Origin of the sequence: Burkholderia sp. AU30280 (genome assembly GCF_020420125.1) — a bacterium.
Classification (GTDB): domain Bacteria; phylum Pseudomonadota; class Gammaproteobacteria; order Burkholderiales; family Burkholderiaceae; genus Burkholderia.
In genome coordinates this window covers 151,560-165,345 of sequence record NZ_JAIZRY010000008.1, presented here as the reverse complement: position 1 = coordinate 165,345, position 13,786 = coordinate 151,560, and the positions used below count along the sequence as shown (strand labels likewise).

At 66.6% G+C, this 13,786-nt stretch carries 14 protein-coding genes; 6 read left to right on the top strand and 8 right to left on the bottom strand.

Features of this window, described 5'->3' with window-relative positions:
• The first annotated feature begins 7 nt into the window (after positions 1 to 7).
• Positions 8 to 1,822, top strand: coding sequence for a histidine kinase (locus LGN17_RS19880; protein ID WP_226198283.1), 1,815 nt, complete (start codon positions 8 to 10; stop codon positions 1,820 to 1,822).
• Here LGN17_RS19880 and LGN17_RS19875 read toward each other — a convergent pair.
• Entirely contained in the window at positions 1,785 to 3,488 is a 1,704-nt protein-coding gene (locus LGN17_RS19875; protein WP_226198282.1) for a cobaltochelatase CobT-related protein, read from the bottom strand. The two genes, LGN17_RS19880 and LGN17_RS19875, sit on opposite strands and share 38 nt — an antisense overlap.
• Positions 3,489 to 3,492: 4 nt before the next feature.
• Entirely contained in the window at positions 3,493 to 4,695 is a 1,203-nt protein-coding gene (locus LGN17_RS19870) for an AAA family ATPase (protein WP_226198281.1), read from the bottom strand.
• A 414-nt stretch (positions 4,696 to 5,109) separates the two neighbouring features.
• Here LGN17_RS19870 and LGN17_RS19865 point away from each other — a divergent pair, with 414 nt between their 5' ends.
• Complete coding sequence (locus tag LGN17_RS19865) at positions 5,110 to 5,619, top strand: GNAT family N-acetyltransferase (RefSeq protein ID WP_226198280.1); 510 nt, start codon at positions 5,110 to 5,112, stop codon at positions 5,617 to 5,619.
• Positions 5,620 to 5,850: 231 nt separating this feature from the next.
• Here LGN17_RS19865 and LGN17_RS19860 read toward each other — a convergent pair whose 3' ends face one another.
• From LGN17_RS19860 to LGN17_RS19835, 6 genes are all read right to left on the bottom strand, one after another.
• Complete coding sequence (locus LGN17_RS19860; protein WP_226198279.1) at positions 5,851 to 6,372, bottom strand: AidA/PixA family protein; 522 nt, start codon at positions 6,370 to 6,372, stop codon at positions 5,851 to 5,853.
• 65 nt (positions 6,373 to 6,437) lie between these two features.
• Complete coding sequence (locus LGN17_RS19855; protein WP_027792733.1) at positions 6,438 to 6,941, bottom strand: inclusion body family protein; 504 nt, start codon at positions 6,939 to 6,941, stop codon at positions 6,438 to 6,440.
• Between the two features lie 268 nt (positions 6,942 to 7,209).
• Positions 7,210 to 7,626 (bottom strand): GtrA family protein, encoded by a 417-nt coding sequence (locus LGN17_RS19850; RefSeq protein WP_175952421.1) that lies wholly within the window; start codon positions 7,624 to 7,626, stop codon positions 7,210 to 7,212.
• 15 nt (positions 7,627 to 7,641) lie between these two features.
• Positions 7,642 to 8,685: a glycosyltransferase family 2 protein gene (locus tag LGN17_RS19845; protein ID WP_226198278.1), complete on the bottom strand. Its 1,044-nt coding sequence runs from the start codon at positions 8,683 to 8,685 to the stop codon at positions 7,642 to 7,644.
• Between the two features lie 25 nt (positions 8,686 to 8,710).
• Positions 8,711 to 10,090 carry a glycosyltransferase family 87 protein gene (locus LGN17_RS19840; protein WP_226198277.1) on the bottom strand — a complete coding sequence of 460 codons (1,380 nt, stop codon included), beginning with the start codon at positions 10,088 to 10,090 and terminating at the stop codon, positions 8,711 to 8,713.
• On the bottom strand, positions 10,087 to 11,328 hold the full coding sequence (locus LGN17_RS19835; RefSeq protein ID WP_226198482.1) for a glycosyltransferase family 87 protein: 1,242 nt from the start codon (positions 11,326 to 11,328) through the stop codon (positions 10,087 to 10,089). Before LGN17_RS19835 ends, LGN17_RS19840 begins: the two co-directional genes overlap by 4 nt.
• 1,051 nt (positions 11,329 to 12,379) lie before the next feature.
• Between LGN17_RS19835 and LGN17_RS19830 the strand changes: the two genes are divergently transcribed.
• From LGN17_RS19830 to LGN17_RS19815, 4 genes are all read left to right on the top strand, one after another.
• Positions 12,380 to 12,571, top strand: a complete 192-nt coding sequence (locus tag LGN17_RS19830; protein WP_226198276.1) for a Flp family type IVb pilin — start codon at positions 12,380 to 12,382, stop codon at positions 12,569 to 12,571.
• Between the two features lie 140 nt (positions 12,572 to 12,711).
• Positions 12,712 to 12,894 (top strand): Flp family type IVb pilin, encoded by a 183-nt coding sequence (locus LGN17_RS19825; RefSeq protein ID WP_021156632.1) that lies wholly within the window; start codon positions 12,712 to 12,714, stop codon positions 12,892 to 12,894.
• A gap of 91 nt (positions 12,895 to 12,985) precedes the next feature.
• On the top strand, positions 12,986 to 13,192 hold the full coding sequence (locus LGN17_RS19820; protein ID WP_226198275.1) for a Flp family type IVb pilin: 207 nt from the start codon (positions 12,986 to 12,988) through the stop codon (positions 13,190 to 13,192).
• A gap of 28 nt (positions 13,193 to 13,220) precedes the next feature.
• Positions 13,221 to 13,760, top strand: a complete 540-nt coding sequence (locus LGN17_RS19815) for a prepilin peptidase (RefSeq protein ID WP_226198274.1) — start codon at positions 13,221 to 13,223, stop codon at positions 13,758 to 13,760.
• Positions 13,761 to 13,786 lie beyond the last annotated feature (26 nt).

Here is a 13,786-nt window from a genome sequence, read left to right as displayed (position 1 = left end):
CTCGATCATGTACGGCACCTACAACCTCCCGCTGGTCCTGCTGTCGCTCGCGATCGCGACGCTGGCCTCCTATACGACACTCGACCTGGCCGCCTTCATCTCGCTGCTCGACAACCCGAAGCTCAAGCGGGCGTGGCTGGGCGGAGGCGCGGTGGCGATGGGTGCCGGCATCTGGTCGATGCACTTCGTCGGCATGCTCGCGTTCTCGCTGCCGATTCCGCTCGGCTACGCGTTGCCGGATACGGGGGCGTCGCTGGCGATTGCCGTGCTCGTGTCGTACTTCGCGCTGACCGTCGTCACGCGCGCGCGACTGGGCTGGCGGCGGCTGCTCGCGGGCGGCGCGCTGATGGGCGGCGGGATCGCCGGCATGCATTACGCGGGGATGGCCGCGATGCGCATGGAGCCCGGCATTCGTTACGATGCCGGGCTGTTCGCGGCCTCGATCGGCATTGCGGTGATCGCGTCGACCGCCGCATTGTGGATCGCGCAGGCGCTGCGCGTGCAGCACGCGCGCCATGCGACCGCCCAGCGGGTCGGCGCGGCCTTCGTGATGGGGATTGCCATCACCGGCATGCACTACACGGCGATGGCGGCCGCCCATTTCGCGCCGGACGCACGGTGCGGAGCCGCGAACGGGGTCGACACGCCGTGGCTCGCGACGACCGTCGCGTTGTTTACGATGGGGACGCTGGTCGTCACGCTGTTGCTGAGCCGATTCGATGCGCGCACAACCTTCCTGCGCGGCATGACCGATACGCTCGAGCGGCTCGTGCGGGTGCGGACCGCGGAACTCGAACGCGCGTTGCATCGCTACGAACAGACGACGACGGTACTGCAGCACACGCGCGAGATCATGGCGACCGAGATCGACGAGCGCAAGGTCGCGCAGGCACGGCTCGAACAGGAGAAGGACGAGCAGCGGCGCTTGTTGCATGAACTCGAAGACACCCACGAGCAACTGCTGCAGTCGGAAAAGCTCGCGTCGATCGGTCAGCTCGCGGCCGGTGTCGCGCACGAGATCAACAATCCGATCGGCTTCGTCAGTGCGAACCTCAATACGTTGAAGACGTGGGTGCACGGTCTGCTCGACGTGATCGCCGCGCATGAAGCCGCGCTGCCGCAGCTCGACCCGGCCGCGCGCGACGCGCTGGCGGCGATGGGCCGCGCGGCGGACCTGGACTACGTGCGCGGCGAGATCGAGACCCTGATCGACGAATCGATCGACGGCGCGCTGCGCGTGCGGCGCATCGTGCAGGACCTGCGCGATTTCTCGCGTCCGGCCAGCGACGAGTGGAGCGTGGTCGATCTCCGCGCGGGCCTGGAAAGCACGCTCAACGTCGTCCACAACGAACTCAAGTACAAGGCCGACATCGTGCGCGATTACGGTGACGTGCCGCAGGTCGAATGTCTGCCGTCGCAGTTGAACCAGGTTTTCATGAACCTGCTGGTGAACGCGGCGCACGCGATTCCCGAGCGCGGCGTGATCACGATCCGCACGTCGAGCGATGGCGAGCAGGTGACGATCGCGATCAGCGACACCGGAACGGGCATGACGCCGGACGTCGTCCGGCGGATCTTCGATCCGTTCTTCACGACGAAGCCGGTCGGGCAGGGCACGGGGCTCGGATTGTCGGTATCGCACGGCATCGTCGAGCGCCATCGCGGCACCATCGACGTGACGAGCGAGCCCGGCCGCGGCTCGACGTTCTGCGTGCGAATACCGATCCGGCGGGCCGGCGGCAATGCGAGTGCGGGTTCGTTTGCAACCGCGGCCGTGGCGGAGGCTAGCGCCGATCCAGCAGCGTATCGCCAAGCACACTGAACGCCGCGCCCGGCAACGCGTGCAGATGCTCGACCACGCTGCTGACCGGATAGAACGCCTCGACCGAATCGTCGAGTATCCCGACGCCGATCAGTTCGACGCGCCGCTCGCGCAGCGCATCGACGCGTGCGCGCAGGTCGGAGCGCAGGATCGCCGGGTTGCCGTCGCCGGTTGCCGGATAGCCGTCCGACAGCACCATCAGGATCCGCCGCCGCGCGCGCTTCGCCAGCAGCCGCTCGGCGGCCCAGCTCAACGCCTCGCCGTCGGGATTCTCGTGGCCGCATTCGATGCAGGCGAGGCCGCTCGGGTTGTCGGAGTCGAACCGCTTGTAGACGCGCAGGTCGAGCCGTTCGACGAACCGGTTGTAGCCGAACGTGTCGCGGCCGGCGTCGATCCAGCGCTGGTAGTGCGCGCGCATCGCGGCATCCTCGACGGAGCTGTAGCCGAGCACTTCGCACGCGAAGCCGAGCTGCGTCAGCGCATCGCACAGCGCCGCCGCGCACAGCGTGGCGAGCTCGATCTTCTTGCCGGCCATCGACCCGCTGCAATCGATCAGCAGGCTGACGGCCGCGTCGCGTCCGGGCGCCGCACGCCGGACGCGGAACGGCGTGCGATAGCCGGGCGCGGTGACGAGGTGGGCGAGTGACATCCGGTCGAGCTCGCCGCGCTCCTGTTCGCGCTTCCAGCGCGTCTGCTCGTCCACTTTCAACGCACGTTCGAGTCGCCGCTTGAGCGGCTCGGTCTGCGCGCGGGCCGCACTTCGCAGGCGGTGCCAGCGCGCCGGCTCGCCCTTGCCGGTGAAGTCCGTCACCGTGTCGAACGCGGTGGTCAGCGGGACCGACAGCAGCGGCCGGCGGTCGGCGGACAGGGGAATCGTGCGTGGCGTTGCATCGCCCGCCGACGGCGCGTCGGCCGACGATTCGGTGTCGGCGATCGCACCGGCGCTCGATTCGGCCGAAACCGGCGCACGTGAGTCGTCCGGCGCGCCCTGTCCGTCCGATTCGAATTCGGCGGCGATGCTGTCGCTGTCGATCGTGCTACCCGGATCGGCCGTGAACATCATGTTGTTCGCGCCGGCCGACGCCAGCGCGCGCACGCGTTCGACGATCCGGCGCGCGGCGCGGATGCTGTCGGCGGTCGATGTGGCCGCACGGGCTTCGTCGACGAGATCGTCCGAAGCCGCCATCGTCGCGTCGAGCGACGGCACGCGCTCGATGGGGGACGGCGGTTCGTCCCACAGCGCGCGCTCGATGCGCCACATCAGCCGGTCGCGCCACGCCATGCGCGGCCACCGGCGGAGCGTGTCGGCGGACGTCGCGACCCGCATCCGCCGCAGGAATGTCATCGCGCCGGGATAGATCGAGGCGAGGCGACCGGCCGCGCGCCGATCGTCGATCGCCTGCGCAATGGCCCGCACCGCGGGCGACGCCAGCGCGGCAACCTCGTCGATCGCGCCGAAGCGGACGCGCGCCGCGTGGAGGTCGACGAGGCCGGTGATCGCGTCCTCGTCCACGTCGCCGGCGAGCAGCGTGTCGGGCAGCACCAGCAGGTCTGGCCGCGCAACGTGCCCGTCGCGCGCGAACCGGACCTCGATGCCGTGCCGTTGCGCGAGCGTGCGGGCCAGCCGGGTCAGGTGAAGCGAGCGCGCGTCGTCGTCCCGGTCCATCGCGTCAGGCCTCGACGTCGATGTAGTGGCGAATGATGCTGCGGATCAGGTCGGCGTCTTCCGTGCTGACCTTCGCATAGATCGTCGGGCCGGCGGCCGATTCGGGGTCGCCGGTGCGCAGCATCAGTTCGGCCCAGTCGATCAGGCGCCGCGTCGAGAACGCGCTGGCCAGATCCTCGCGGACGAACGCGGCGCGGCAGTCGGCCGCGATGGCCGCGAGCGTGCCGGCCATCGCCGCGGTCATGGCCGCGCCGAACGTGCGCTGCAGCACGCGCGCCTCGTCGGGGGGCGGCAGGTAGTCGAGGCGGTAGACGCGCCAGCGGTCGAGAAACGCCTCGTTCATCACGTTGGCGCCCTGGTACAGATGACGGAACTGCCCCATCGCGCCCACCGCATTGGCCGTCGCGAACAGCCGGAACGACGGATGCGGGACGACGATCTCGTTGCCTTTTTCCTTCAGCAACAAGCGGCCGGCCGGTTCGAGCACGGCCGTCAGCACCGCGAGGATCGCCGGTTCCGCGAAGTCGATTTCGTCGACGATGAGCCACAGGCCTTCACGCATCGCGGTCGGCAGCACGCCGTCGACCCAGATCGTCTCGCCGCCCTTGACGGTCCAGAACCCGACGAAGTCGCCGACCGTCGTCTGCCCGTTCATGTTCGAGCGCAGCACGCCATGGCCGGCCAGCGCGGCGGCCTGCTCGATGAGGCTCGTCTTGCCCGTGCCGGTGTGGCCGATCAGCAGGATGCGCCGGTTCTCGACGATGTCTTCCAGCACGTTCGTCGCGCGCGCGGTGAACAGGTAGGCCGGGTTCAGCGGCGGCACGAGCGGGCCGCCCGGGCCGCGCGGCATCGGCACGCCGCCCACCTGCACGACGTGCGCTGCAGCGCCGGCTGCGGCCGGGCGCGCGGCGTGCGCGCGGCGCAGGTCACGCATGAACGCGCCGCGATGGGCGGGCGCCGCACGGTCGCCGGCTTCGCGCCGGACGAAGCCTTCCTGGATCCACTTGTGCAGCTTCGCGTCGAGGTTGTCCGCATCGACGACCGTATCGACCGATGTGCTGCCGTCGGGCCGGTGATGCTGGATGCGGTACAGGTGCGCACGCTCGGAGCGGCTGACGATCCATTGTCCGGCGGACGGGTCCGCCAGTTGACGATAGACGCCGAGTACCGACGGGGCGGACGGGGGGGAATCAGCGGGTGCGTTCATGGTGGCGAGCGAGAGTGGGGGCGGCTGGCGCTTCATGCCTGCAATGCATCGCGTCGATTGTAGATTTTTTTGTCGTGAAGGAGGGCATGCGCGCGGGAATCGATTCGCTGCGATCCGGTGCGGCGCAGGCGGCGCGTCGGCCAGCCGGATCGGGCGAGCGCGATGGAATGGGCGTTGCGGCAGGGTTTTTCGGCCCCCTCGGCATGGCGCCGAACCGCTTTTATCGCGCCGCTCCACCGGCAAGGTTGCGGCTCGCGGGCCGTCACGCCTTGATCAACCGGGGGGAATTTCAGTACCGTAGCGGGCTTGATCGCCGGGTTTCGATCGCGCGTCCTCGGGCGGCTCGGCACGACATCCAGTTGCGCGCCGGTCGTCGAATCCGGCGAAGGAGGGTTGAGCGTGAAGGAGACAGCAATGGACGAACAGGTGATTCGTCGCGCCAGTGCGCTCGATGCGCCGGCCGTGCTGGGGATCTTCGATGACGTGATAGCGTGGTTCGTTTCCATCGGTAACGACGGGCAATGGGGCCGCGAGCCATGGTCGACGCAACCCAGGCGGATTGCGCTCGTGACCGACGCCTGTGCGCTGCCCGACGCGTGGGTTGCAGAGGATCGGGAAGGCCGCGTCCTGGGCGCATTGATCCTCGGCGAGTCGATGCCCTACGTGCCGCCGGCGACCGAGCCGGAGATCTATGTGCGCGTGCTGGTGGCGTCGCGCGATGCACGGGCGCGGGGTGTCGGCCGGCGCCTGATGGCCTTCGCCGATGAGCGCGCCCGGGCGGCCGGCGTGGGGCGCTTGCGGGTGGACTGCTATGGCGGCGGGACGGGCGCCTTGGTGCGCTTCTACGAGTCCTGCGGGTATGAGCGAATTTCAACCTTCGACGTGGACAGCTGGCCGGGGCAGCTGTTGGGACGTAGCGTGTGACGGTGCGTGGCCGCCACTTCGCGTGCGACGCATCAGCCGACGGGCAACACGCAGCCCATGAACAGGCCGCCGTACCGGGCGGCAATGGGGCGCTGCTGGGTACGGCGCATCGTCGATGAAGCGTTCCAGGTCGTGCCGGTCGGCGGCATTCGCGTGGAAGATCGCCTTGAACGCGGGTTTCGGTAGCCGCGAGAAGTTACCGTGACGATCCGGCGACGGGTTGAAACCGGGCTATTTCGCGTCCGTCCGGCCCCCGGCGATTTCGATCGACGTTTCCCAGCGGAAATAACCGGATACGGTGCCGTCGCGGTCGAACACGGCGAAATCGGCCGTACACGTGGTGGCGCCCGCGGCCAGCACGTCGCTGCGCCAGTAGTGGTCCTTCATCGGCTGGCACGACGGATGCAGCAGGTCGTCGGCGACCGGCATCGGGGTGGCCGCATCGCGAACCTCGGCTTCGATCGGCGTGACGATGCCCGCATCCTTCAGCGCGAACCGGACGAACAGCACGCTTGCTTCGGCGCGCAATGCCAGTGCGGTTTCGCGCAGGTGCAGCTGGTCGCCGGGCGACAGGCCCGCAAAGAGCCGGCTGTCGTTGTGGCCGAGCTGCGCGGTGTCGCCCGGGCTCACCACGTAGAGGTGCCGGCCGTCGATCGCGGTCGGCGCGTCGGGGTCCCGGCTCGCCTCGGGGTAGGCCGACAGCAGCGTGACGGCGTCGACGATCACGAGCACATCGCAACGAAGACCAGGCATGAGCGCTTCCTCCGCAACAAGTGGGTGACGCGGGCAGCCGCCGCGCGGCCGCCCGCCTGCCGCGATCAGTTATGGATCGAGATGAACGGATCCCAGGAGAAGCAGCCCTGGCTCTGGCAGTTGCGATCGATGATCTGGAACTGGAAGTGATAGGTCACGCGGCCGACCTTCAGGCATTCCGACGACCAGTAGTAGTTCGCGACCTTCTGGCAGGTCGGCACCTCCGGCTTGCTGGTGTTCGGCACCGGAATCGACGCTTCCGCGACCCGCGGCGTGGGCGTCGAGATCAGCTCGTTGCCGACGTTGCCGATGAACTTGTAGAACACCACCTGGTTCTCGAAGCCGAGCGACAGGCTCGTTTCGCGCCAGCGGATCAGGTCGCCGACTTGCGCCTTCAGGTCGAGTTCGCCGCCCGCCTGACCCGAAACCACGTTGTCCTGGTTGGTGACCATGTACACGTGCTTCCAGTCGATCAGCGTCGGGCTATTCGGATTCTTGCTGGGATTCGGATATTTTTTGAGAATGGTTTCGGTATCGAAAGAGACGAGCACATCGGTAACGCGTGACATAGAAGCTCCCGTTTGAATGAATGGGACTTATTGTTGCGAGAATGGCTTCGTGCGGCCGCCATCGCCTTGTCCTGCAAGGCTTTGTTCCGATCAAGCCATGTGCAGTCGAGATGGCGAATGCAGGTTATCCCGTTCGGTTAATTCTGGAAGCTGTAAAAGTAAACAGGGTATTTAATATTATTTCAGACGGTAATTTTAAAATTTAATTCAATCGATTCGATGTGTTACTTAAATGCGGCGACATTGAACCTGTTAATTGAGTGGCCGATTAATTTCGGGAGCGGCTGGGGAGGGGAGCGACTTGCCGGTAGGTCCAGCACCGGTGCAGCACGAACGTGGTCGGCGGAACCAGCAGCGCGATCGCGACGATGCTCATCCCGCGGGATACGTCGAGCGCTTCGGCAGCCCGCGCGAGCAGCATCGTTTCGACGAAGCCGGCCAGCGTGACCGCGAGAAAGCGCACCGCGTTGCGCGTGCACATCGTCGACGAGAAGCTCCACAGCGTATTCGCGAGATACGAGAACGCCGTCGCGCAGAGGAAGGCGATCGCGTTCGCCGTCACCAGCGTCGCATCGAGCCGCGCGAACAGCGCCGCCGCGACCAGCGTGTGGATCGCGGTCGAGCCGAGCCCGGACACGCCGAAGCGCACGAGCCGCGTGCGCTCGCCATGGAGCAGGCCGATCATGGCCGCCGGCGCCCGTCAGCGTGCGCCGATCCGCGCACGGGCCGGCTGCACGCGCCGGCGTGCGGTCTGGCGGCGCGCATCGCGCGCGACCCGGAGGTCGATCACCTTGCTGTGCGCCTGGTAGCGGCGGCGGATCAGGTAGACGGGCCGTTGCTTCGACTCGTCGTAGATCCGCCCGATGTATTCGCCGACGACACCGATCCCGATGAGCTCGATCCCGCCGATGAACAGCGTGACCGAGATCAGCGACGCGTAGCCGAGCACCGCATTGCCGAACAGCAACGTGCGGACGATGATGAACAAGCCGTACAGGAACGAGAGCGCGGCGATGCCGACGCCGATGTAGGTCCAGCTGCGCAGCGGCACGGTACTGAAGCTGGTGATGCCTTCCAGCGCGAAATTCCACAGCTTCCAGCCGGAGAACTTCGAGTGCCCGGCGCTGCGTGCGTCGCGCTGGTATTCGACGATCACGGTCTGGTAGCCGACCCACGCGAACAGCCCCTTCATGAAGCGATGCCGCTCGGGCAGGTTCCGCAGCGCGTTCACGACCTTGCGGTCCATCAGCCGGAAATCGCCGACGTTCTCCGGCAGTTTCACGTCCGACAGCAGGTTGTGCACGCGATAGTAGATCGCGGCCGCCGTGCGTTTCGCGAACGAATCGCACGCACGGTTGCTGCGCTTCGCGGCGACGACTTCCGCGCCGTCGCGCCAGTGCTCGATCATCACCGGAATCAGGCTGGGCGGATCCTGCAGGTCGGCGTCGAGCGGAATCACGGCATCGCCGAGCGCTTCGTCGAGGCCGGCCGTGAGCGCGGCTTCCTTGCCGAAGTTGCGGGTGAGATCGATCACGCGCACGCGCCGCTCGCCGGTGCTGATCCGGATCAGCCGTTCGAGTGTGTCGTCGCGGCTGCCGTCGTTCACGCAGACGATTTCGAAACGGATCGCGTCGATGGACGTCATCAGCGGAATCACGACGTCGAAGAAGTGCTCGACGGCCTCGCCTTCGTTATAGAACGGCACGACCAGCGATACGAGCGGCGTATAGAGCGATTCCCGCATGATGATTCCCCTTGTGATGTCCGTTTCACCGATGCATGCCGATGGTGGGTCGGCCGGTGCGGCGCAATCCGTACGCCGGGCGGTGGTGCGTTCTGGCCTGATGGGTGAACGCGGTTTCTGTCGAGTGATCGCGTGCGTCCGGCATCGACGGCACGTCGCGTCGTTCCCGGCCGATCCGGCTGACGAGCAGCCCGAGCGACGCCAGCGTGACGAGCGGCATGAACTGGAACGACAGATGCGGCACGACCACGAGGCCCGCGAGCGGCGTCAGCCACAGCAGCATCAGCCATTCGCGATCGAAACGCCGCCAGCCGTGCGTCCACGCGTAGCGTGCGTACCACGCGATCACGATGCCGTACCAGGTCAGGTCGTAGTCGTACAGATAGGGGCTGACGAGCAGGCAGGCGCACGCGAGGGTCGCGGCGCGCAGCGCGTACGAGCATGCGCCGCGCCATGCATAGACGACGGCGAGCGCCCCGAGCGCCGCGGACAGCAGTTGCAGGCCGCCGGCGACGTAGGCGGGCCAGCCCGCCAGCGCGGCCAGCGCGAACACCGTAGGCATCCGCGTGAGCTTCGCATGGCCGGCGCCGACGACCTGGTAGACATCGTGCATCCCGTGTGCGAATGCGATCCACGAGTCGGTGCCGAACGCGAGCGCGGCGAGCGCGACACACGCGGCGATCGTCGCGGCCCACGCGGCCAGCGCACGCCACTGGCCGGCACACAGCAGCGCGAGCGGGAACAGGATGGCCATCTGCGGCTTCATCATCAACATGCCGAAGCAGATTCCGGCCCGCACGGGGCGACGATTCAGGAGCAGCAGGCCGAGGCCGCCGAGCGTGGCGGTAAACAGGCTGGTTTGCCCGACGACGATGGTCACGAATGCGGCAGGGAAGGCCAGCGCGCACAGCCACGCGGTGCCGCGCTGCACGGTCGAATGCACGACGACGGCGAACAGCGCGTACGTGACGCCGAGCCATAGCACGACCGCCAGCGTGTACGGAAGCCAGCCGAGCGGCATGACCAGCAACAGCATGCTGGGCGGATAGAGCCACAGGAGTATGCCGTCCTCGAGATTGATTCCCGGCACGGCAAGCTGCTGGATCGCAAACAGCGCGTTGAAATGCCAGACGTCGGCGGCACGCCCGTGCGCGGCGAGCCACGCCGCGCTCCAGATCGCGGAGAAATCCTGCGACAGCGGGACCAGCGAAGCGCCAGGCTGCAAGTACAGCCGGGCAAGGTAGATGCCGACGCACAGCAGTTCGGCCAGCAACGCCCCGCCGGCATAGACGCGCACGCGCTCGCGATTGAGCCAGTGAGGGTAACGGCGCGGGCCCGCGATCGGGAGTTCCGGATGGACATCCGTCGCAGGATGGGCGTGGCGACCGGAAAGGGGCGTCTTCATCGCGAATTCCGGGGCGAGTGCCGCACCGTGCGGCGAACGACGACGAACAGCACGGCAAGCAGGACGACCGGACCGATCTGCGGCAGCTTCATCAACCGGTTCAGCATCTCGAAGATCGGCAGCAGCCAGGCGAGCACGATCACCGCCTGGTCGCCGGGCCGCCAGCCTTCCTCTAAGCCAAGGGCGATCAGGCAGAAGATCGCGATCCCGAGCCAGGTCAGTTCGTAGTGCCACAGATAGGGCGTGGTCAGCAAGGTAGCGACGGAGAGTGCGGCGCCGCGCAAGCGCATGTCGGGCGTGCGGCGCCACACGTCGACGGTCGCCGCGATGGCGAGCAGTGCGATGGCCGCCTGCGCGGCCAGCGCGACCGGCACCGACAAGCCTGCGAGCCGCAGCGCGGCGAACGGCGTCGGCGATGCGAGCCAGTACGACGGCAGCATGAAATGCTGGTCGCGCACCGTCGACACGGCCTCGCCGAGCCCATGCAGCGCGCCGACCCCGGTCAGTGCGATCCCGGCCGCCGCGAACAGCATCGCGCTGATTGCCGCGGCGCCGAACGCGCGCCACGCACGCGCCGCGATCAGCGCGAACGGGAACACGACGGCCAGTTGCGGCTTGATCGCGAGCAGCCCGATCAGCACGCCGGCCGCGACCGGGCGCTTGCCGAGCAGATGCAGCGCGAGTGCGGCGAGGCCGGCGGTCAGGATGCTGTTCTGGCCGAACAGTGCGGACAGGCACACCGCCGAATACGCGATCACGACGAGCGCCGCGGCGCGCGGCACGGGAAGATGCGCGCGCAATCCCGACAACCGCGAGATGGCGAACGCGTAGCATAAAAGACTGCCCGCCGAAAAGAGAACGTAAGCGGGCAGGAAAGGCACAAGGGCAACCGGCGCGATGAACAGCAACATCGTCGGCGGATAGAGCCAGGGAAGCGGCCGATGCTGCAGATACGCACCGAAGTGCGCGGATTCGGCCTGCAGGAATGACGAGGCGTCGTAGGCCGATGCGGCATGGCCTTGCAACACGAGATGCGATGCGGTCCAGAACACCGAGAAGTCGATACCCGGGCGGACCGTGTCGCTCGAGGTAAAGCCATCGGACACGACACCCCACACGACCGCCAACGCGACGAAGAGCATCAGCATGATGCAGCTGTACGGAATGATCCGGTCGGCTGTCAGCCATTGCGCACGGCGTATGGCGCGAACGCGCGTCCCACGATCGGCTGTGTACATGATTCCCCGTATATGTGTAGAGGCTGCCTGGCGTGTCGCAGCCGTTTGTGTTGTCGTGCCCGCGGATCGAATCGCGCTCAAATGGCGCTGTCCGGTGAATTCATTGTTGAAGAAAAAACCGCGAGATGCAAACCGCTCACTGAAAGCCGGTATCTGGATTGACTGATGACGCACGTGAAAACCGCGTTTTCAGGGTTGAGAAATCGATGCGGCGGCATTTCATGTTTCTGCTTTGAAACATTCGGCCATTTTGACCGGCTCCGCATCCTGCCGGCGGCATGACACGCAGGCCGCTTCGCGCGTTCGGGAAAGTCCCGAGTAAAAATTTTTGACCCTTTGCGCAGCGCGGCGGCGGGCATTCCGGCTTACGACGCTTGCGGGAAAACCTATGTCAAATTTGAAACATTTCGCGTATCGGGCCCCGGGCCGGGGAACGCTGGCATCGCCGGAACCCTTGATGCGCCTCGATTTCGCTCCGGGTGGCCTGCTCTTTGCGTAAGCGTTGGCACGGCAGTCGACGAGGTGACGACCAGGCGGTCCCGGCAAGAAGCAGACGGAACCCGCTTCGGAATCACTTGCGGAAAGGCAGGCCGGAGCGCGTCGGGGAATACGCAGCTCCAGGTCGGTCAACCGCACGAGTTTTCGTCGAGTGACCCATGAGGCCCGGTATCGTCAGGGCAATAAGAAATTGGCATGGCCAAAGACGGGGAATAAAAATGAAAGACCACAGCACATCGCGGCTCGCAAACCGCGTTAAAGACACATTGCAGCTTTGCGGGGAGTTGCTCTCCCGTTCAACTGGATTCCATGCGTCGAACGGCAGTCGTGCCGTTCAGGTCGATCGGATCGTCCGGTTCATCCGGCCGGTCGCACCGTACACGCCTCTCTCGCGCTCAGCCTCGCTGATACCCGTTCGCACGGACAGGGGTGTGCCTCCCCGTTCCCGCAGCTGAGCGGCGCGTTCCGATTTTTCGAGTAGTGCCGGTGGTGCCCGTCCCGACGTCCTGAAGGACGAAGGGTAATTCGTAGCAGTCCGAAAGGAGATTATTTTATGCGAAGAGTCATCGAAAAGATCGCCTGGTTCGCTGAGGATCAGGACGCCGTGACGGCCATCGAATACGGCCTGATCGCGGCACTGATCGCGGTCGGCACCGTCGTTGCGTTGACGGCGATCGGTACGGACCTGTCGACCGTGTTCAGCACGATCACTTCAAGTCTGGACGCGGCGGTAACAGCACTTTGATGGACGGTACGACGAACGGCGCATCCGAATCGCTCGTCGACACCACACGGCATCAACACCCACTCTCGACGTATCGATGCAAGGTCATCCGACCAGCCGGCACGCGAGGGCTTTGAAAGTCACCACGCAAGGAGATCATCATGACCAAGTTCATTCAACAAGCCGCCCGTTTCGTTCGCGATGAAGACGGCGTGACCGCCATCGAATACGGCCTGATCGCGGCACTGATCGCAGTCGGCATCATCGTGGCAGTCACCGCGGTCGGCACGCAACTCAAGACCGTGTTCACCACGATCGCTGCCGACCTGACCGCGGCCGTTTGAGGCCGTTGAAAAGCAGAGCGTGCGGACGGCCCGGCCGGTGCAGCGTTCGAGCCGCTCCCACGCATCTGATCACCCGGTACCGGAGACCATCATGCAAACCAGGGTGCGTATTGCAAGCCTCGGGATCGGCGACGAGCAGGGCATGGCGTCGATCGAGTATGCGTTCCTCGCTGCGACGTTGGCCGTCGCGGTGCTGGGCACAGCAGTCACGCTGAAAGGCTCGCTTGCCGATACGTACGCGGTGATCGCAACGGCCGTCCTGGCCGCCGCGGCCACCGCGCTGGCGATGGTTTCCTGATCCTTCGATTCGCTCCGCGAGGTTCGCCATGTTACCCGTTGCGCCGCCTTACCCGATTCCGTTGTGCGTGACGCTGCTCGCGGTCGCCGCGGCCGGCACGGACATCGCGGCCCGCCGCATTCCGAATCGCCTCGTCGCGTTCGGCCTCGCCGGTGCGCTGGTCGCCCAGTGCCTGCTGCACGGCGTCCTGGCAGGCGCGCTCGGCTGGCTCGCCGGCGCGGCGACCGGTTTCGCACTGCTGCTGCCGTTCTACCTGTTGCGCGGGATGGCCGCCGGCGACGTGAAGCTGATGCTCGCGATCGGCGCGTGGGTCGGCGCGGAAATGACGGTTTACATCGTGCTGGCCACCTTCGTGGCCGGCGGGATCGGTGCACTCGCGGCCGTGCTGTTGCGCGGGCGGATGCGCCAGATGTGGGCGAATGTCCGCGCGCTGCTCGCGCGGCACGCGCGAGGCACGCGTGCGGAGGCCGCCGACGGCCCCGCGGCAATCACGTCGGTCGGCTCGCTGCCGTATGGCGTCGCGATCGCGGTCGGCACGCTGGTCATGCTGTTTGCGTCGTACGCATAGCGCGCCGCGCCCGCAACGAGGATGGA